The sequence below is a fragment of the Anaeromyxobacter paludicola genome (assembly GCF_023169965.1).
GTDB classification, from domain to species: domain Bacteria; phylum Myxococcota; class Myxococcia; order Myxococcales; family Anaeromyxobacteraceae; genus Anaeromyxobacter_B; species Anaeromyxobacter_B paludicola.
In genome coordinates this window covers 4394082-4412286 of record NZ_AP025592.1, presented here as the reverse complement: position 1 = coordinate 4412286, position 18205 = coordinate 4394082, and the positions used below count along the sequence as shown (strand labels likewise).

The window sequence follows — 18205 nt, the reverse complement described above, 5'->3', positions numbered from 1 at the left end:
TCCCTCTCGCCTTCCGGCTCAGGAGATGGTGCCGAGCATCTTCTCGAAGCGGCCGGCGTGCGACTTCTCGGCCTTGGCGAGCGTCTCGAACCAGTCGGCGATCTCGGCGAAGCCCTCCTCGCGCGCCGTCTTGGCCATGCCCGGGTACATGTCGGTGTACTCGTGCGTCTCGCCGGCGATGGAGGCCTTGAGGTTGGTGGAGGTGTCGCCGAGCGGGAGCCCGGTGGCGGGATCGCCGACCTCCTTCAGGTAGTCGAGGTGGCCGTGGGCGTGGCCGGTCTCACCCTCCGCCGTCTCGCGGAAGTTGGAGGCGACCTCCGGGTAGCCCTCCACGTCGGCCACCTTGGCGAAGTACAGGTAGCGACGGTTCGCCTGCGACTCGCCGGCGAAGGCGTCCTTCAGGTTCTGGTGGGTCTTCGAGCCGCTCAGCTTGGCCATCTCGTCTCTCCTTTTGCGTGAGGGGGTGTTACGATTTAGACGCCGTCTAATCGCGGGCCCGCGCCCGGCGAAAGTCCCAGTTGGGTACGAACGCGCGGGAAGCCGGAGTGACCTCGAGGAGGCTCACTGGACGTTGAAATGGACCCCGCCCGTCCGTAATTGGAGAGGCATGGAGCCCGTCGCCGCCGCCGCGATCCTGGAGCGCCACGGCATCCAGCCGTCGGCCCAGCGCCGCGCGGTGGCGGAGTTCGTCCTCGACACCACCGCCCACCCGTCCGCCGACCGCGTCTTCGAGGCGGTGGCGGCGCGCAACCCGCGCATCAGCCGCGCCACCGTCTACAACACGCTCAACCTCCTCGTGCGCAAGAAGCTCCTGAAGCAGCTCGTGCTCGCCGAGGGCAAGGTGGTCTTCGATCCGAACGTCGCCCCGCACCACCACTTCGTGGACGAGGCGAGCGGCGCGATCCACGACGTCCCCTGGGACGCGCTCGACGTGCGCCGGGTCGAGGCGCTGAAGGGCGTGGACGTGCGCGAGTACCAGGTCGTGCTCCGCGGCCGCCTGCACCGGCGCTGAGGGCCCGCCGCGAGGTGGAGGCGGATCCCGACGCCTTCCGGCGCGCCGAGGAGGAGGGCCGCCGCCGCAGCGCGGGCGAAGCGCCCGGCGACCTCGAGAAGTGAGCCGGCGCGGCGTTCCGCACCGCGGCGCTCACGGCGCCTGGAGGAGCAGCTGCTCCGCCTCCGAGAAGACCTGGGCGCGGATGAGCGTGGTCCCCACGAGGCAGGTGAGCCCGGAGGACGCGAAGATCATCGCGATGGTCACGAACTGGTAGATGGCCGCGTGCAGGGGCGGCGTGCCGGAGAGGACCATGCCGGTCATCAGCCCCGGGATCCAGACGATCCCGAGCGACCGGAGGTTGTCGATCGCCGGGATGAGGCTGGCGCGGAAGGAGGACTGGAGGTGCGGGGCCACGCTCACCTCCGGCGCCGCGCCGAGCGCCAGCGCGGACTCGACCTCCCGCCGGTGGGCCACGACGTCGGCGCGGAAGCGGTCGAGCGCGAGCCCGTTGGCGTTCATGGCGCTCGCGATGAGCATGCTGCCCACCGGCACGAGCACCGTCACGTGGGTCTCGACCACGCCCGCGAGCGCCATGAGGGCGATGACCGTCCCCGACCCCGCCGCGATGGCCTGGAGCGAGACGCGGAAGGCGCCCGGCACGCGCCGGGCGCGGCGGGCCGAGGTGGCGGCCGCGGCGACCATCATCCCCGCGAGCGCCAGCACCCCGAGCCAGCCCGGCCCCTCGAGCATGAGGAGCAGCACCGAGCCGACGGCCGAGATCTGGGCCAGCCCCCGCACGAGCGCGACGAGCAGCTCCCGCTCGACGTGGATGCGCCGCCGCCGCGCCAGGAGCGCCACCGCGAGCGCCGCCAGCGCGGCCACGCCCGCCTGCGCCAGGCTCAGCAGCAGCGGGTCACGGACCAGTCGACTCAGCACGCAGCACCTCCTCCACCGGCCCGAGCCGGCGCACCCGCCCGGCCTCGAGCACCAGCACGCGCCCCGCGACCCGCGCCGCCTGGGCGAGGTCGTGGGTGATGACGACGCAGGTGAGGCCGCGGGCCTCGACCACGCCCGCCACCAGCCGCTCGATCTCGCGCTTGGAGGCCTCGTCGAGGGCCGAGGTCGGCTCGTCCAGGAGGAGGACCGCCGGCTCGTTCGCCACCGCGCGCGCGATCGCCACCCGCTGGGCCTCGCCGCCGGAGAGGCGGGACGCGTCCCGCCCGGCGAAGCCCGGCAGCCCCACCTGCCGGAGCAGCGCCTCCACCTCGGCCTCGGGCAGCTCCACCCCGCGCTGCCGCGGGCCGAAGCGGACGTTGTCCGCCACCGTCCCGGGGAAGAGCGAGGCGGTCTGCATCACCATGCCCACCCGGCGCCGGAGCTCGCGCGGCGGCAGGGAGCGGTAGTCCTGGCCGTCGAGGTACACCGTGCCGCCCGTCGGCTCGTCGAGCCGGTTGAGCAGCCGCAGGAAGGTGGACTTGCCCGCCCCGCTCGGACCGACCACCGCCAGCACCTCGCCCTCGCGCACCTCGACCGAGACGCCGTCCACCAGGGCCCGGCCGTCCACGGCGCGCGAGAGGTGCTCGGTGCGGAGGACGGACGGCGCATTCGGGCTCATTCCCCCTGGTCTTTGCGGCAGCGTCGCGACGGTGTCAAACTCCTTCGAGAAGGAGGCCGCATGAGCTTCCCCTGGAAGAAGGTGCTCTGCCCCGTGGACTTCTCCGAGCCGGCGCGCGGCGCCATGGCCTCGGCCGTCCAGATCGCCCGGCACCTCGACGCCGACCTGGTGCTGTTCCACGCCTACCAGCTGCCGGGCTACACGCTGCCGGAGGGCTCGGTCGTGGCGAGCCCGCGGATGCTGCAGGAGCTCTCGGATCGCGCCGAGGCGCACCTCGCCGAGTGGAAGGCGCTCGCCGAGGCGCAGGGCGCCCCGCGGGTGGCGACGGAGAAGGGGATCGGCGAGCCCGCGCTCCAGATCGTGCACGCCGCGCGCGAGCTCGGCTGTGACGCCATCGTGCTGGGGACGCACGGCCGGACCGGCCTCGCGCACGCCATCCTCGGCTCCACCGCCGAGCAGGTGGTGCGCCGGGCCGCGTGCCCGGTCGTGACCGTCCGCTCCGGCAGCGCCGCCTGAGAGCCCGTGAAGGGATCCCTCACCGGCCCTGAGCCGGCGGGGCCGCGCCGCCGCGCACCGCTCCGGGCGCGCGCCCGGCCGTGGCGCGCGATCGTCACGATACGTTAACCCCCAAAATGGCCAGCCGCGATCGGTATGCCCTCCGCCGGCGACGGGACTACTGTCCCTCGCTCGGAGGCCACATGAACTTCACCCGCAGGCAATTCCTCAAGCTCTCCGCCACCACCGCCGGGGCCAGCACGCTCGCCGCGCTCGGGGCCGTGCCCACCCTCGCCGCCGCCGACGTGCGCGGCTACAAGCTCGCGCGCGCCAGCGAGGCGCGGAACACCTGCCCCTACTGCTCCGTCGGCTGCGGCATCGTGCTCTACGCGCTCGGGGACGGCGCCAAGAACGCCCGCCGCCGGCTGGTCCACGTCGAGGGCGACCCCGACCACCCGGTCAACCGCGGCACGCTCTGCCCGAAGGGGGCGAGCCTGCTCGACTTCGTGAACAGCCCCACCCGGCTCAAGCAGCCCGAGCACCGCGCCCCGGGCGCGAAGGAGTGGACGCCCATCTCGTGGGACGAGGCTCTCGATCGGATCGCCCGCCTGATGAAGGACGACCGCGACCGCCACCTCGTCGAGAAGAACGCCGCCGGCGTGACGGTGAACCGCTGGCCCACGCTCGGCGTGCTCGCCGCCAGCGCCTCGTCGAACGAGACCGGCTACCTCACCCACAAGGTCTTCCGATCCATGGGGGTGGTCGGGATCGACAACCAGGCGCGGGTCTGACACGGCCCCACGGTGGCCGGTCTGGCCACCACCTTCGGCCGTGGCGCGATGACGAACCACTGGGCCGACATCAAGAACGCCGACGTCATCCTGGTGATGGGCGGCAACCCGGCCGAGGCGCACCCCTGCGGCTTCAAGTGGGTGACCGAGGCCAAGGCCCACAACAAGGCCCGGCTCGTCGTGGTGGACCCGCGCTTCACGCGCACCGCCGCGCTCGCCGACCTCTACGTGCCCATCCGGCCCGGCAGCGACATCGCCTTCCTCGGCGGCGTCATGCACTACCTGCTCGAGCACGGGAAGATCCAGCGCGAGTACGTGCAGGCGTACACCAACGCGAGCTTCCTCGTGAAGGAGGGCTTCGCCTTCGAGGACGGGCTCTTCTCCGGCTACGACGAGGCGAAGCGCAGCTACGACAAGGCGAGCTGGGGCTACGAGCTCGGGCCCGACGGCTACGCCCGGGTGGACCCCACCCTCGAGCACCCGCGCTGCGTCTACCAGCTCCTGAAGCGCCACGTCGCGCGCTACACGCCGGAGGTGGTGAGCGAGCTCACCGGGACGCCGAAGGACCAGTTCCTGAAGGTCTGCGAGCTCGTCGCCAGCACCGCCGTCCCCGGCCGCACCATGACGAGCCTCTACGCGCTCGGCTGGACGCAGCACTCGGTCGGCGCGCAGAACATCCGCTCCATCGCGATGATCCAGCTCCTGCTCGGGAACATGGGGATGGCGGGCGGCGGGGTGAACGCGCTCCGCGGCCACTCCAACATCCAGGGGCTCACCGATCTCGGCGTGCTCTCCGACCTCCTCCCCGGCTACCTCTCCATGCCGAAGGAGCAGGACGCCACGCTCGAGGGGTACCTCGGCCCGCGCACGCTCCAGCCGCTCCGGCCCGGCCAGCTCAGCTACTGGAAGAACTACCCCAAGTTCTTCGCCTCGCTGATGAAGGCCTGGTGGGGCGACGCGGCCACGAAGGAGAACGGCTTCGCCTACCACTACCTGCCGAAGCTCGACCGGCTCTACGACGTCCTCACCGTCTTCGACCTGATGGCGCAGGGGAAGCTGAACGGCTACGTCTGCCAGGGCTTCAACCCGCTCGGCTCGGCGCCCGACAAGGAGAAGGTCCAGGCCGGCCTGTCGAACCTCAAGTTCCTCGTGGTCATCGACCCGCTCGCCACCGAGACCTCCGAGTTCTGGCGGAACCACGGCGAGCACCACCCGGTCGATCCGGCCGCCATCCAGACCGAGGTCTTCCGGCTCCCGTCCACCTGCTTCGCCGAGGAGGAGGGCTCGCTCACCAACTCGAGCCGGTGGCTGCAGTGGCACCACCCCGGCGCCGAGCCGCCGCCGGGCGCGCGCCAGGACCTCGACATCGTGGCCGAGCTCTTCACCCGCGTCCGCGCCCTCTACGCGCAGGAGGGCGGCAAGGTGCCGGAGCCGATCACCCGGCTCACCTGGCCCTACCAGCAGCCGCTCCGGCCCAGCCCGGCGGAGGTGGCCCGCGAGTACAGCGGCAAGGCGCTCGCCGACCTCCCCGACCCGGCCGACCCGGCCAGGGTGGCGGTGAAGAAGGGCGAGCCGCTCGCGAGCTTCGCGCAGCTCGCCGACGACGGCTCGACCGCCTGCGGCTGCTGGATCTACTGCGGCAGCTTCGGCAAGGAGAACCTGATGGCGCGGCGCGACCCGGCCGATCCGAGCGGGCTCGGCCTCGCGCCCGGCTGGGGCTGGGCCTGGCCCGCCAACCGCCGCGTCCTCTACAACGCCGCCTCCTGCGATCCCTCCGGCAAGCCGTGGGATCCGCGGCGGGCGCTGGTGCGGTGGAGCGGCGACAAGTGGACCGGCCCCGACGTGCCCGACAACAAGGCCGACACCCCGCCCTCCGCCGGCATGGGACCGTTCATCCTCAACGCCGAGGGGGTGGGCCGGCTCTTCGCGGTGGACAAGCTCGCCGACGGCCCCTTCCCCGAGCACTACGAGCCCTTCGAGAGCCCGCTGCCCGGGAACCCGCTCCACAAGGACCCGCGGGCGAGGAACAACCCGGCGGCGAGGATCTTCGCCGGGGACCGGCAGCGGCTCGGCACCTGCGAGGAGTTCCCGCACGCCGCCACCACCTACCGGCTCACCGAGCACTTCCACTTCTGGACCAAGCACGCCCGCATCCCGTCGGTGCTCCAGCCCGAGCAGTTCGTGGAGCTCGGCGAGGCGCTGGCGCGCGAGAAGGGGATCAAGGCCGGCGATCGGGTGAAGGTCCGCTCGAAGCGCGGCTTCGTCGTCGCCAAGGCGGTGGTGACGAAGCGGCTGCAGCCGCTGCGGGTCGCGGGGAGGACCGTGCACGTGGTCGGCCTGCCCATCCACTGGGGCTTCACCGGGCAGGCGAAGCCCGGTTACCTCGTCAACGCGCTCACGCCGTTCGTGGGCGACGCCAACGTGCAGACGCCGGAGTTCAAGGCGTTCTCCGTGGCCATCGAGCGGGCGTGAGGAGGCGGCCATGGCTCTCGAATCCCTCGACGTCCGCCGCCGCTCCGCCAGCGAGACCCGCGCGCCCGACATCCGGTCGCGCCAGGAGGTGGCGAAGCTCATCGACATCTCGCGCTGCATCGGCTGCAAGGCGTGCCAGGCGGCCTGCATGGAGTGGAACGACCTGCGCGAAGAGGTCGGCGCCACCGCCGGCGCCTACGACAACCCGGCCGACCTCACCGCCAGCTCCTGGACGGTGATGCGCTTCTTCGAGGAGGAGCTGCCGGAGCGCGGGCTCCAGTGGCTCATCGTCAAGGACGGCTGCCTCCACTGCTCGGACCCGGGCTGCCTCAAGGCCTGCCCCGCGCCGGGCGCCATCGTGCAGCTCTCGAACGGCATCGTGGACTTCCAGCAGGAGGCCTGCATCGGCTGCGGCTACTGCCAGGCCGGGTGCCCCTTCGACGTCCCGCGCTACTCCCCCAAGGACGACAAGGCGTACAAGTGCACGCTCTGCTCCGACCGCGTGGCGGTGGGGCTCGAGCCGGCCTGCATCAAGACCTGCCCCACCCAGGCGCTCAGCTTCGGCGCCAAGGAGGACATGCGCGCCCTCGCCGACGAGCGCGTGGGCGAGCTCAAGGAGCGCGGCTACGGCCAGGCGCAGGTCTACGACCCCTCGGGCGTGGGCGGCACGCACGTGCTCTACGTGATGCCGCACGGCGACCCGGCGCTGTACCGCAAGCCGCGCGATCCCTCGATCTCCCCGCTGGTCGCGCTCTGGCGGAGCACCTTCGCGCGCACGCTCGGGGCGGTGACCATGGGCGCGGTGTTCCTGGCCGGGTTCTTCCACTGGATGAAGGTCGGGCCGGTCGATCCCGACGCGCGCCCCGAGGGCGGAGAGGAGAAGCGGTCATGAGCGTCACCCCCCCGCGCCACGGCCACGCCTTCGCGGCGGAGCGGCCGCCCGACGCGCTGCAGCGCTACTCCGAGGCCTCGCGCCTCACCCACTGGGCGGTGGCCCTCGCCTACGTGCTCCTCTTCTGCTCGGGGCTCGCCCTCTTCCACCCGTTCTTCTTCTGGCTCTCCGGGCTGTTCGGGTCGGCGGCGCTCATGCGGGTGCTCCACCCGTTCATCGGCGTGGCGCTGGCGGTGCTCTTCTTCGCCTACGCCTCCCGGCTCTGGCGGGAGAACCTGCTCCTCCCCTCGGACCGGCGCTGGCTGCGCGGCATGCTCGGCTACATGACCGGGCGGGACGAGCTGCGGGTCGAGGGCAAGTACAACGCCGGCCAGAAGCTCATGTACTGGTCGATGATCGGCTTCGTCGCCGGGCTGCTCGCGACCGGGCTGCTGCTCTGGCGGCCCTACGTCGCGCCGGCGATCCCGGTGGACGGGCGCCGGCTGGCGGCGGTGCTGCACGCCGTCTTCGCCTTCGTGATGTTCGTCGGCATCGGCGTCCACGTCTACGCCGCCCTCTGGACGCGCGGCTCCATGCGCGCCATGACCCAGGGCTGGGTCACGCGCCGCTGGGCCCGCTACCACCACCCGGGCTGGTACGAGCGCGAGACCGCCGGCGAGCCGCCGCCGGACCGGCGCGAGTCAGCGTGAGCGGGCGCCCGGCGCGGCGCGGCGGGCCAGCCGCGCCAGCCGGGCGTCGAGCGCCTCGCGGATGGCCCTCGGCGGCTCCGAGCCGCCGATGCCGCGCAGCACGAAGGCGTCGCGGGCCTCGCCGTCGCGGGTCTCGACCAGCATCTCGTCCGGGAAGAGCCCGCAGGCGGCGAAGGTGCGCAGGATGCCGTCGAGGAACCCGAGCTGGTCGTCGGCGCGGAGCTCCACCCGGAGCCCGCCCTCGGTCCGCTCCAGCCGGTAGGAGCGCAGCCGCGGCTCGAGCGCCGGCGGGCGCGCCGGCTGGAGCGCGGCGAAGGAGACGAAGTCGAGGGCGGCGAGGTCGAGGCCCGGATCCACCGGCTCGAGCTCGAAGGCGGCGACCCACTGGCGCGGGGCGCCCTGGCGGGCCCGCGCGGACACGATGTTGACGCGGCGGTCGGCCAGCGCGGCGGCGAGCCGGCCCATCCAGCCGAGCGCGAGCCGGCCGGAGAGGTCGAGGAGGTGGCGGCCGCTCCCCAGCGAGGCGAGCATGGCCACGGTGGGCGAGTGCGCGGCGGGGCGGGTCTGGGTGCGGGTGGTCCAGGCGGTGGTGTCGAGCAAGGCGCCTCCGTTCTCCCCGGGAGGCGAAGCAAGGCACGTGCCGCGGGTGGCGCCGCCCTCTGGAGCCCGCCCCCAGGCCGCGCCGGGCGGGAGCCGCCCCCGCGCTGTGCGGACCGCGAGCACCGAGTGCCCGCCCGCCGGGCACTCCGATGAGCCCGCGCCGTCCTCTGCTAGAGTGGTCGGCCCCATGCCCTTCCGCACCGACGACCTGCGCATCAAGGCCATCCGGGAGCTCGCGCCCCCCGCCCACCTCATCCGGGAGCTCCCGTGCAGCGAGCGGGCGAGCGCCGTGGTGCACGACGCCCGGGACGCCATCCACCGCATCCTGCACGGGATGGACGACCGGCTGGTGGTGGTGATCGGCCCCTGCTCGATCCACGACGTCGCGGCCGCCGAGGAGTACGCCGGGCGGCTCCTCGCCGAGCGCGAGCGCCACGCCGCCGACCTCGAGATCGCGATGCGGGTGTATTTCGAAAAGCCGCGCACCACCGTCGGCTGGAAGGGGCTCATCAACGACCCGCAGCTCGACGGCAGCTTCGAGATCAACGCCGGCCTGCGCACCGCGCGCCAGCTGCTCCTCCGGATCGACGAGCTCGGCCTGCCCGCCGGGTGCGAGTTCCTCGACATGATCACGCCCCAGTACATCGCCGACCTCGTCTCCTGGGGCGCCATCGGGGCGCGCACCACCGAGAGCCAGGTGCACCGCGAGCTCGCCTCCGGCCTCTCCTGCCCGGTCGGGTTCAAGAACGGCACCGACGGCAACGTCCGCAACGCCGTGGACGCCATCCGCGCCGCCCAGCAGCCGCACCACTTCCTCTCGGTCACGAAGGGCGGCCACTCGGCCATCGTCTCCACGCGAGGGAACGAGGACTGCCACGTCATCCTGCGCGGCGGCACCGAGCCCAACTACGACGCCCCGAGCGTGGAGCAGGCCTGCCAGCAGATCGCCAGGGCCGGCCTCGCCCAGCGGCTCATGATCGACGCGAGCCACGCCAACAGCCGCAAGAAGCCGGAGAACCAGGTGCCCGTGTGCGAGGACGTGGCGCGGCAGATCGCCTCGGGCGAGGGGCGGATCTTCGGCGTGATGATCGAGAGCCACCTCGTCGCCGGCCGGCAGGACCTCGCGCCCGGCAAGCCGCTCGCCTACGGCCAGAGCATCACCGACGGCTGCCTGGGGTGGGAGGAGAGCGCGCGGGTGCTCGAGGCGCTCGCCGACGCCGTGCGCCGGCGCCGCCTCGCCGAGTGAGGCGCGCGGCCCTCAGCTCTCCCAGGCCGAGGACAGCCCGGCGCAGACGACCGCCTGCAGCGCGTGCTCGTCCTCCGGGTGGATCCGCGTGATGGCGAGGCCGATCCGCGCCCCGTCGATCCAGGCCACCTGCCCCTCGAGGAAGATCGACCGCTGCGCCCACTTGAGCTTCACGTAGGCGTCGTCGCCGCGTCGCAGCGCGGCGCGGCGGGTGGTGCGCAGCGAGAGCCCGCCGAACCCGACGTCGTCGGTGAAGGCGGAGCCGCAGCCGGCGAGGTGGGCGGAGAGCCGGGCCCGCGCCCGGGGATGGCGGCGCCGGCGCGACCCCTCCACCGGCTGCTGCCGCGCGAGCGCCCGCTGGACCAGGAGGTCGCGGCCCCGCGACCAGACCGCCAGCTCCTCGGGCGTGAGCGGCCGCTCGCCCCCGACGAGCAGGCGGTTGTGGCTCTCGAACTCCTCGCGCAGGGAAGGCGACACACCTCATTGTGAGGCGGGTCGGAGCGCCTGTCTAATCGCCGGCCCGCCGGCCCATCAGGGCCCGCCCGCCGCTCCCCGGCTGCAGCACCTCGAGGAGGCGCTTGCAGACCGCCGCCTGCAGCACCTGCTCGTCCGCCGGGTGCACCTGCTCGACCTGGAGACCGACGCGATCGTCGCTGCCCCAGGCGACCCGGCCGCTCAGGTAGATGGACTGGTTGCCCACCTTGAGCCGGACCGAGGCCGGCTCGGCGCGGCGCAGGCGGGTGCCCGCGCAGACCCGGAGCGACACCCCCTCGAAGCCGAGGTCGACGGTGAAGACGCCGCCGTAGCCGGCGAGGAACGCCGGGTAGACCGCGTCCACCCGCGGCGTGCGCCGGCGCGACGCCTCCTGCTGGCCCTCCAGCGCGCGGCGCGCGAGCTCGTCCCGCCCCTGCCGCCAGAGCAGCAGGTCGGCCGGGGGCAGCGCGCGCGGGTCGTCGAGCAGGGCCCGGTTGCGCTCCTCGAAGGTGTGGGGTGAAGGGAAACGCAGCAGCACGCCGGTATCGTCGCAGCGGCGCGATCCGTTGTCCACAACGCGCTCCCTCGACGAGAGGCCCGTCTTCGGGGTTACCTCCACCTGGGGAGTCTCCGGGCCGGTCGGGACGCTGCCCATTGACTCGGGCTCGCGCCGCGGGCCTGATGGGCCGTGCCCAGCCCCCGCTCCCCCGCCGAGCTCCAGGCCTTCGTCCGGGAGCGCACCGCCCCGACGCCGGTGCCCCTCTGCCCCGAGCTGACGCTCTACACGGCGACCGAGATGACGTCGCTGTGGCACGCCACCGCCGCCGAGCTGCGGGGCTGGGACGACTCGCCGTTCTGGGCGTTCCCCTGGGCCGGAGGCCAGGCCCTCGCGCGCCACGTCCTCGATCATCCCGCCCTGGTGCGCGGCCGCCGCGTGCTCGACTTCGCCTCCGGCAGCGGGCTCGTCGGCCTCGCCGCCGCGCGTGCCGGCGCGGCGCGGGTGGTCGCCGCCGACATCGACCCGTTCTGCGCCGCCGTCCTCCCGCTCAACGCCGGGCTGAACCGGCTCGCGCTCGAGGTCCGCACCGACGACCTCCTCGGCCGGCCGCTGGCGGGCTTCGACGTCGTGCTCGCCGGCGACGTCTTCTACGAGCGCGCGCTGGCGGAGCGGAGTTTCGCCTGGTTCGGCGCGCTCGCGGCGTCCGGGCTGCGCGTGCTGGCCGGCGACCCGGGCCGGAACTACTCGCCCGCGTCGGGCGCGGCCGTGCTCGCCGAGTACGACGTGCCCACCTCCGTGGCGATCGAGGCGACCGCCGTCCGGCGCACCCGCGTCCTCGAGATGGAGGGGGCCGCTACATCGTGAAGCAGAGCGTCACCTGCCAGGCGGCGATGCCGGCGAAGGCGACGCAGAGGGCGCGCAGGACCCGGACCGCGTAGCGCGCCGTGAAGGCCGCGAGGACGAAGGCGAGGCCGAGCTTCACGAAGACGAACGGCGCCGTCCCGAGCGACAGGACCGCGCCCATGACCGGGTTCGCCTCGCCCGCCCCGCGCACGCCCACCAGCCAGGCCGTGGTCACGGCGTCCACCGCGTTGAAGGCGACGAACAGCGCGACCAGGGCGCGCGGGTCCACGCGAGAGCTCCGCATCGAGTGAAGGTTCCTGGCCACCGCGCCGCCCCGCCACCGGCCGGACGGGGAGCGCTCCGCAAAGGAGGCGCGCGGCGGACTTGACCCGGCCCGAGCGGTCCTCTACTCCTTCGCAGCGCCCCCCGCGGGCTCCCCATGAACGACCCCCTCCAGCAGCTCCTGGCCGACGGCGTCATCGACCAGGTCGTCGCGCGCCTGAAGAGCGGCAAGGAGGCCGACATCTGGCTCGTGCAGCACGGGAGCGAGGTGGTCGCCGCGAAGGTCTACAAGGACCTGCACGCGCGCAACTTCCGCAACAACGCCGCCTACAAGGAAGGGCGCCAGGTCCGCGACTCGCGCACCCAGCGCGCCATGGACCGGGGCAGCCGCTTCGGCCAGCAGGCGGCCGAGGAGGCCTGGAAGGCGAAGGAGTCCGACGCCCTCCACCAGCTCCACGCCGCCGGCGTCCGGGTGCCCCGGCCGGTGATGTTCTACGAGGGCGTGCTGCTCATGGAGGCGGTGGTGGACGCCGAGGGGCACGCCGCGCCCCGGCTCGTCGAGACCGCCGTGCCGCCCGAGCGCGCCGCCGAGTGGTACGCCGACCTGCGCCAGCAGGTGGTGCGGATGCTCTGCTGCGACCTCATCCACGGCGACCTCTCGCCCTACAACGTGCTCCTCGCCTGGAACGGCCCGACCGTCATCGACTTCCCGCAGGTGGTCGGGGCGGCGCACAACAGCCAGGCCGAGCGGTTCTTCGAGCGCGACCTCGAGACCATCCGCCGCTTCTTCGCCCCGCTCGACCCGGCCGTCGCCGCCGCCGCCGGCGACGCGCGCGAGATCTGGCGCGCCTACGTCCGCCGCGAGCTCACCCCCGACTTCGTCCCCACCGGCCGGCTCCCCCCCGAGCCCGCCCGCCACGGGCGCCACGAGCGCCACGGCGGCCGCTCGCACGAGCGGGACCGCAAGCCGCACGGCGGCCGCCACGGCGGGCCGCAGCCGCACGCCGGGGGCAAGCCGGCGCAGTCCGGCGCGCCGCAGGGCGGAGGCAGGGCGGCGCAGTCCGGCCCACAGCGCGGCGCCCCGAACCGTCCCGCGCAGCCCACCCCGCCGCAGACCGGCGCCCCGAACCGCCCCGCGCAGCCCCCCTCCCCGCCGCGCGGGGAGGGCCGGGGAGGGGCCGCCAGGAGCACCCCGCAGCACCACGGCGGCGGCAGACCGGCGCACTCCGGCCCGCGCGGCGCCCCGAGCCGCCCCGCGCAGCCGCCGCAGGCCGGCGCCCCCAACCGTCCCGCGCAGCCCACTCCGCCGCAGTCCGGCGCCCCGAGCCGTCCCGCGCTGCCCCCCTCCCCGCCGCGCGGGGAGGGCCGTGGAGGGGCCGCCAGGAGCACCCCGCAGCCTCACGCCGGCGGCAGACCGGCTCACCCTGGTCCGCACCGGGGCCAGCAGGGCCGCCCCGCGCAGTCCCCCTCCCCGCCGGCCGCGGAGAGCCGGGGCGGAGCCGCGCGGAGCGCCCCGCCTCCCCACGTCCGCCGCGACGCGCGAGGCGGCCCCCGCGATGACCGCCGCGGCGGTCACCCTCCGCGCCCCCCGCGCCGCGAGCCCCCCGGCCCCCTCGTGACCTACGTGACGCGCCCCCCGCTCTCGCCCCCGCAGCCGAAGCCGCCGGGCGAGGACGACAAGCCCGGGCGGCCGCCGCACGGGAAGCGGTAGGCGCCGCGAGGCGGCCGGCCCGCCGTCGTCCGCTCGGGTCGCTGTCGGCGCGCTCGACGCGCCGTACGTTTGCGCCGGCCGACATGTCCGGGACCAGCGCCAGGAGCGGGGGAGCGCTCGCCGTCACCGTCCTGCTCGCCAGCCTCGCCTGCTCGAGCGGGGGCGGCGGAGATGGAGGCGTGCGCGGCACCAACGCCGGCGGGGACGGCGGAGCGGGTGGCGCTGCCCCGGACGCAGGGGTGGACGGTGGCGCCGGCTCGCCTCCGCCCCCAGCCACGGGCGCGCTCCACGCCATCTCCGGCACCGTGTCGGGCGCGAGCGGCGGCGTCGCGATCTCGCTCACCGGAGTGAACGTGCAGCTGCTCGGCTCCAGCGCCATCGACGTTCACCCGGACGCCCGCGGGGGTTACCGGTTCGGCGCGGTGCCCGATGGCGAGTACGTCCTCTTCCCCGAGGGCCCGGGGCTCGCCTTCAGCCCGCCCCGGTCGCGCGTCACCGTGAGCGGCCACGACGTGACCCGCGTGGACTTCGCCGCCAGCGCCGCGAGCTCCAGCCTCGTCATCTCTGGCACCATCTCGGGAGCCGCTCCGGACGGGATCACCGTGCGGCTCTCTCCCGCCCCGGGCTTTCCCTTCGGGCAGACGGTCACCACGGCGGACGGAGGGCGCTACGCCTTCACCGACCTCCATCCCGGCGAGTACCTCCTCACGCCCTTCCTCGAGGGCAACACCTTCACGCCTCCGGACCGCCTGCTGGACCTGGGCGCCGCCGACGCGAGCGGGCAGGACTTCGCCCAGCGCGCCGCGCCAGTCGAGCGGCGGTTCCGGCCCGTCTGTCGGGGCGGCTGGTGCGTCGAGACACCGCAGCCGCAAGGGAACGTCCTGAGCGGAATCTGGGGCAGCTCGACGCGCGACGTCTGGGCGGTCGGGTGGGACGTCCTGCTGCACTGGGATGGCGCGGCCTGGTCCGCGTACGCTCCGGCGTCCCCCGGAGGCGCGGCCGCGCTCGAGAACCGCTTCGCGGCGGTCTGGGGCAGCTCGGCGGACGACGTCTGGGCCGTCGGGTGGTCCATCCAGCACTGGGACGGGCGCGGCTGGACCGCCGTGCCGAGCGGGTTGACCGACGTGGGCCAGCTCTCGCTCACCTCGATCTGGGGCAGCGCCGCCGACGACGTCTGGGCGATGGGCGGCTGGACCGTGCTCCACTGGGACGGCTACGCGTGGAGCGCCAGCCCGCCCCCGGTCGGCACCTCGCTCCAGGCGGTCTGGGGGAGCGCGGCCGACGACGTCTGGGCGGTCGGGACCGGCGAGCCGATGCACTGGGACGGCCGCTCCTGGTCGCCCGTGCCGACGCCGATGTCCGCCCTGGCCGCGTTCGCCGCGGCGTGGAACCTCGGCGGCGGTCCCAGGCTCACGAGCGTCTGGGGCAGCTCGGCGCGCGACGTCTGGGCCGTGGGCTGGAACGGCGTGGTCCTTCACTGGGATGGCCAGGCCTGGTCGGCCGTGCCCACGCCGGCGGGGTGGTGGACCCAGGAGGCGGCGGTCTGGGGCAGCTCGGCGACGGACGCCTGGATTGTCGGGGGCATCGGGGCACTCCACTGGGACGGTGCCACCTGGTCGAGCGCCTCTCTCCCAGAGAGCAATCCTCTCGCCCTGTGGGGGAGCGCCGCCGACGACGTCTGGGCCGTCGGCAATGATGGGGAGATGCTGCACTGGGACGGCGTCGCCTGGTCGAAGACCCCGGACCGGATCTTCGCGCGCGAGCTCACCGGCGTCTGGGTGCACGATGACGCCGACGCCTGGGCGGTGGACGAGCTGGGATCGATCTTCCACTGGGACGGCGCGAGCTGGATCACCGCCTCGCACCCAGGGACGGGGTTCCGCGCGGTCTGGGGGAGCGCCGGGGACGACGTGTGGGCGGTGGGCGCGGGAGCCGTGCACTGGGACGGAAGCGCCTGGTCGGCGGTTCCCGCGCCGCCCGGCGCCGACCCTCGGCGGATCCTCACCGCCGTCTTCGGCACCTCGGCGAGCGACGTGTGGGCCGTCGGGAACGGCGAGGTCTGGCACTGGGACGGCGCCAACTGGTCGATCGCTCCGGCTCCCAACCTGACCTTCACCGGCGTCTGGGCCAGCGCGCCCGACGACGCCTGGGCGACCGCGAGCGGCGGCGTCACGTACAACCCCGACTTCCCGGCCATGGCCCACTGGAACGGCAAGACCTGGACCACGGTGACCGACCGCGCGACCGCCGGATACCTGAACGGCGTCTGGGGCAGCTCCGCGCGCGACGTCTGGGCGGTGGGCGACGGCGGCCGGATCCTCCACTTCGACGGGACGGCCTGGACGCGGGTGGCCGGCGCCCAGGACGACCTGTACGCGATATCGGGGAGCGGGCCGAACGACGTCTGGGCGGTCGGCGGTCGCGGCGGTGGCGCGGCCGTCGGCTCCGTGAACTTCGGCGGCGCGGTGCTGCACTGGGACGGGAGCGCCTGGACGAAGCAGGAGACGCCCTTCGGCCCGCCTTCGGTGTACGGGGGCGGCCGGCTCGCCGCTGTCTCCGGCAGCCCGTCCGGCCTGGTCTGGGCCGTCGGCGCCTACCGCACCATCCTGCGGCACCAGCGGTGACGGGCTCGGGCGTGGAGCGCCACCATCGCTCGCAGCGCTCTGTCGAGACCGCTCGCACCGACGCACCTCACTCCGTTCCACCTCCGCTGGCGATAGCAAACTCACCCTGCCGGGACTCCGCCCGCCGGAAGCGCGCCATGTGCTCCCGCCCGAAGGCCCGCTCGGCGCTGAGGATGTTGTGGGCGCGGCAGGCGAGCCGGAGGTTGTCGGCGGTCGTCGCCCCGCCGAGCGCGACCGGGATCACGTGATCGAGCTCGAGCTGCCACCGGCTCTCGCAGCGGCGGCCGTCCTCGCCGCGCCAGGCGCACTGGCCGCCGTCGCGCGCCCAGACCTCCCGGCGAAGCGCGGCGGGGATGGCGCGCCTCGCCCGGCGCTGCCGGTCGCGAGCCGTTCCCCCAGTTTCCGGGCCGGCCGCGAGCGCGTGGGCTCTCGGCGCGGCTGGAGCGGCGCGATCCTTCGCCGTCGTGCCTCGCTCCTCGATGCCCTCCGCGCTCCCTTCCTTCTTGCCCGTTCCCTTCGCCTGCGCCCTCACCTTCTTCGGCGCCACCGCGCCGCGCCGCTTCCCGTGCTTCTCGATGGCGCAGCGCACCGCCTCCCGGAGCACCGCGGCCAGATCACCGTTCGGGAGCTTGTGGCTGAGGAGCTGCCTGAGCTGGTCGAGCTCGCCCTTGAACGCCGCGTCGAGCGTGAGGCGAAGGGAGTAGCTCTCCTCCGACACGGGCCGGAGCTCCGGGCGCGAGGCAGGCCGGTCGTGGGAGAGCGTCGAAGGCGCTGGCGTGCTCAGGGCCAGCGGCTCGGAGCCGGCGCGCGACTCGTCAGAAGGACGAAGGTCACGCGGGGCATCGCCCGGCGGCGGCTCCTCCGCGGGTAGCGCGGTGGCCGCGCCGGCCGCCACCTCGGGCGCCTGACCCGGCGCGCCAATGGCCTCCTCCGCTCCCGCCACCCGCTGCAGCGGTCCGGGCACCCGGCGGATCCCGTCCTTCGGAGCCGGCCTCGGCTGGATGGAGGCGATCAGCCGCTCCACCTCGGCCCGGGTCTGGAAGGCGGCGCGGGCCAGCATCTCCTCCCGGTTGCCTTCGGTGAGCACCGGTCCGAGCAGCCCGAGCGTGGAGAGGCAGAGCCTGCCGTCCCTGAGCGCTTCTTCGAGCGCGGGGAAGCGACGCAGCACGCGCATGGCCCCGATGCGCCGCCCCGCCGCGCCCTCGCGAAGGTGGAGCGCCTTCAGGCAGAACTCCCAGAGCGACGCATGGCCGGCGTCGAGGTAGGCCCGGTGCCGGTCGAAGGCGTCGAGGTGGAGCAGGAAGTCGGCCTGGACGTTCCGCTCGTCTCCGGCGAGCTCTCGCAGGCGGCGCGCCAGGTCGAAAGCGCCGAGAGCGTCTGCCGAAGACCGCGCAATTCCATCGTTCATGGTCCATCCCCCTTGTGGGAACCGATGTTCTCACGGGTTTTCGTGACCTCCGGGAAGGCGCCTATCGGCCACGGAGGCGCGATTTCCGGAGGAGGGGCCTTCGCCTCCACGCGCCCGTCGCTCGCCGCGCAGGTCGCCGCGAGCAGCGCGGTAGAACGCGACCTCGGACACGACCACCGGAGCGGCGGCCGACTCGGGCCGAGATGCCGTCAACGACAATCGTTGGACCCGATGGGCTGGCCCGAAGGGCGGGGCCTCCGCCACGCTCGCGCCGCCCAGGGCGGCGACTTCGCGCTTTCACCTCCGCTGGCGATAGCAGATTCACCCGGCCGGGGAGCAACCCGGAGCCCCGGGGTGCAATCGGGGTGGGGCGATGACGGCCGAGGGCCGCGCGCGGTGAGCACGTCGCGAGGCGCTTGGCCCGGGGCTCCCTGCCCGCCCCCGCATCGGAGAGCGCCGCACCACAGCCGCCGCGGCGCCGGTCACGTAAGTCAGGAACGCTAGCGCCCTGCACCGCTGACCGCCCCTCCCCCGCCCTCCCCGCCCGGCGGGGAGGGAGTGCACCGCCGC

General features: G+C 74.3%; 17 protein-coding genes. 9 read left to right on the top strand and 8 right to left on the bottom strand.

The annotated features are described in order from the left end of the window. Nucleotides 1–18: 18 nt before the first annotated feature. Complete coding sequence (locus AMPC_RS19625) at nucleotides 19–438, bottom strand: rubrerythrin family protein (RefSeq protein WP_248343252.1); 420 nt, start codon at nucleotides 436–438, stop codon at nucleotides 19–21. Nucleotides 439–607: 169 nt separating this feature from the next. Here AMPC_RS19625 and AMPC_RS19620 point away from each other — a divergent pair, with 169 nt between their 5' ends. Continuing rightward, nucleotides 608–1012 carry a Fur family transcriptional regulator gene (locus tag AMPC_RS19620; RefSeq protein WP_248343251.1) on the top strand — a complete coding sequence of 135 codons (405 nt, stop codon included), beginning with the start codon at nucleotides 608–610 and terminating at the stop codon, nucleotides 1010–1012. A 132-nt stretch (nucleotides 1013–1144) separates the two neighbouring features. On the opposite strand, the gene AMPC_RS19615 is transcribed toward AMPC_RS19620, so the two are convergent. Both AMPC_RS19615 and AMPC_RS19610 read right to left on the bottom strand, forming a co-directional pair. Further along, nucleotides 1145–1930 (bottom strand): ABC transporter permease, encoded by a 786-nt coding sequence (locus tag AMPC_RS19615; RefSeq protein ID WP_248343250.1) that lies wholly within the window; start codon nucleotides 1928–1930, stop codon nucleotides 1145–1147. Next, the gene (locus AMPC_RS19610) at nucleotides 1908–2609 is read right to left on the bottom strand and encodes an ABC transporter ATP-binding protein (protein ID WP_248343248.1); all 702 of its coding nucleotides are present in this window, start codon (nucleotides 2607–2609) and stop codon (nucleotides 1908–1910) included. Before AMPC_RS19610 ends, AMPC_RS19615 begins: the two co-directional genes overlap by 23 nt. Before the next feature lie 60 nt (nucleotides 2610–2669). Here AMPC_RS19610 and AMPC_RS19605 point away from each other — a divergent pair, with 60 nt between their 5' ends. The 4 genes from AMPC_RS19605 (at nucleotide 2670) to AMPC_RS19590 (ending at nucleotide 7948) form a co-directional block, all read left to right on the top strand. Beyond that, complete coding sequence (locus AMPC_RS19605; RefSeq protein ID WP_248343247.1) at nucleotides 2670–3125, top strand: universal stress protein; 456 nt, start codon at nucleotides 2670–2672, stop codon at nucleotides 3123–3125. 182 nt (nucleotides 3126–3307) lie between these two features. Then, nucleotides 3308–6367, top strand: a complete 3060-nt coding sequence (fdnG, locus tag AMPC_RS19600) for a formate dehydrogenase-N subunit alpha (protein ID WP_248343246.1) — start codon at nucleotides 3308–3310, stop codon at nucleotides 6365–6367. 10 nt (nucleotides 6368–6377) lie between these two features. Beyond that, nucleotides 6378–7259 carry a formate dehydrogenase subunit beta gene (gene fdxH, locus AMPC_RS19595; protein ID WP_248343243.1) on the top strand — a complete coding sequence of 294 codons (882 nt, stop codon included), beginning with the start codon at nucleotides 6378–6380 and terminating at the stop codon, nucleotides 7257–7259. Then, nucleotides 7256–7948 (top strand): formate dehydrogenase subunit gamma, encoded by a 693-nt coding sequence (locus tag AMPC_RS19590; protein ID WP_248343239.1) that lies wholly within the window; start codon nucleotides 7256–7258, stop codon nucleotides 7946–7948. Before fdxH ends, AMPC_RS19590 begins: the two co-directional genes overlap by 4 nt. Here AMPC_RS19590 and AMPC_RS19585 read toward each other — a convergent pair. Beyond that, nucleotides 7940–8548, bottom strand: coding sequence for an ACT domain-containing protein (locus AMPC_RS19585; RefSeq protein ID WP_248343237.1), 609 nt, complete (start codon nucleotides 8546–8548; stop codon nucleotides 7940–7942). The genes AMPC_RS19590 and AMPC_RS19585 overlap by 9 nt on opposite strands. Nucleotides 8549–8735: 187 nt before the next feature. On the opposite strand from AMPC_RS19585, the gene aroG reads away from it, so the two are divergent. After that, complete coding sequence (gene aroG, locus AMPC_RS19580) at nucleotides 8736–9794, top strand: 3-deoxy-7-phosphoheptulonate synthase AroG (RefSeq protein ID WP_248343236.1); 1059 nt, start codon at nucleotides 8736–8738, stop codon at nucleotides 9792–9794. 12 nt (nucleotides 9795–9806) lie between these two features. Here aroG and AMPC_RS19575 read toward each other — a convergent pair whose 3' ends face one another. Continuing rightward, a complete protein-coding gene (locus tag AMPC_RS19575; protein WP_248343235.1) occupies nucleotides 9807–10271 on the bottom strand; it encodes a PilZ domain-containing protein in 465 nt (154 codons plus the stop codon). Nucleotides 10272–10302: 31 nt separating this feature from the next. Further along, the gene (locus AMPC_RS19570; RefSeq protein ID WP_248343228.1) at nucleotides 10303–10806 is read right to left on the bottom strand and encodes a PilZ domain-containing protein; all 504 of its coding nucleotides are present in this window, start codon (nucleotides 10804–10806) and stop codon (nucleotides 10303–10305) included. Nucleotides 10807–10956: 150 nt separating this feature from the next. Between AMPC_RS19570 and AMPC_RS19565 the strand changes: the two genes are divergently transcribed. Further along, nucleotides 10957–11631 carry a class I SAM-dependent methyltransferase gene (locus tag AMPC_RS19565; protein ID WP_248343227.1) on the top strand — a complete coding sequence of 225 codons (675 nt, stop codon included), beginning with the start codon at nucleotides 10957–10959 and terminating at the stop codon, nucleotides 11629–11631. Here the strand turns inward: AMPC_RS19565 and AMPC_RS19560 are convergent. Further along, nucleotides 11621–11914, bottom strand: coding sequence for a DUF5658 family protein (locus AMPC_RS19560; RefSeq protein WP_248343225.1), 294 nt, complete (start codon nucleotides 11912–11914; stop codon nucleotides 11621–11623). The genes AMPC_RS19565 and AMPC_RS19560 overlap by 11 nt on opposite strands. A gap of 135 nt (nucleotides 11915–12049) precedes the next feature. On the opposite strand from AMPC_RS19560, the gene AMPC_RS19555 reads away from it, so the two are divergent. Beyond that, nucleotides 12050–13603, top strand: a complete 1554-nt coding sequence (locus AMPC_RS19555) for an RIO1 family regulatory kinase/ATPase domain-containing protein (protein ID WP_248343223.1) — start codon at nucleotides 12050–12052, stop codon at nucleotides 13601–13603. Nucleotides 13604–13686: 83 nt separating this feature from the next. Further along, complete coding sequence (locus AMPC_RS19550; RefSeq protein WP_248343222.1) at nucleotides 13687–16227, top strand: carboxypeptidase-like regulatory domain-containing protein; 2541 nt, start codon at nucleotides 13687–13689, stop codon at nucleotides 16225–16227. A 67-nt stretch (nucleotides 16228–16294) separates the two neighbouring features. Here the strand turns inward: AMPC_RS19550 and AMPC_RS19545 are convergent, their stop codons facing one another. Further along, nucleotides 16295–17623: an HNH endonuclease gene (locus AMPC_RS19545; protein ID WP_449658163.1), complete on the bottom strand. Its 1329-nt coding sequence runs from the start codon at nucleotides 17621–17623 to the stop codon at nucleotides 16295–16297. Nucleotides 17624–18205 lie beyond the last annotated feature (582 nt).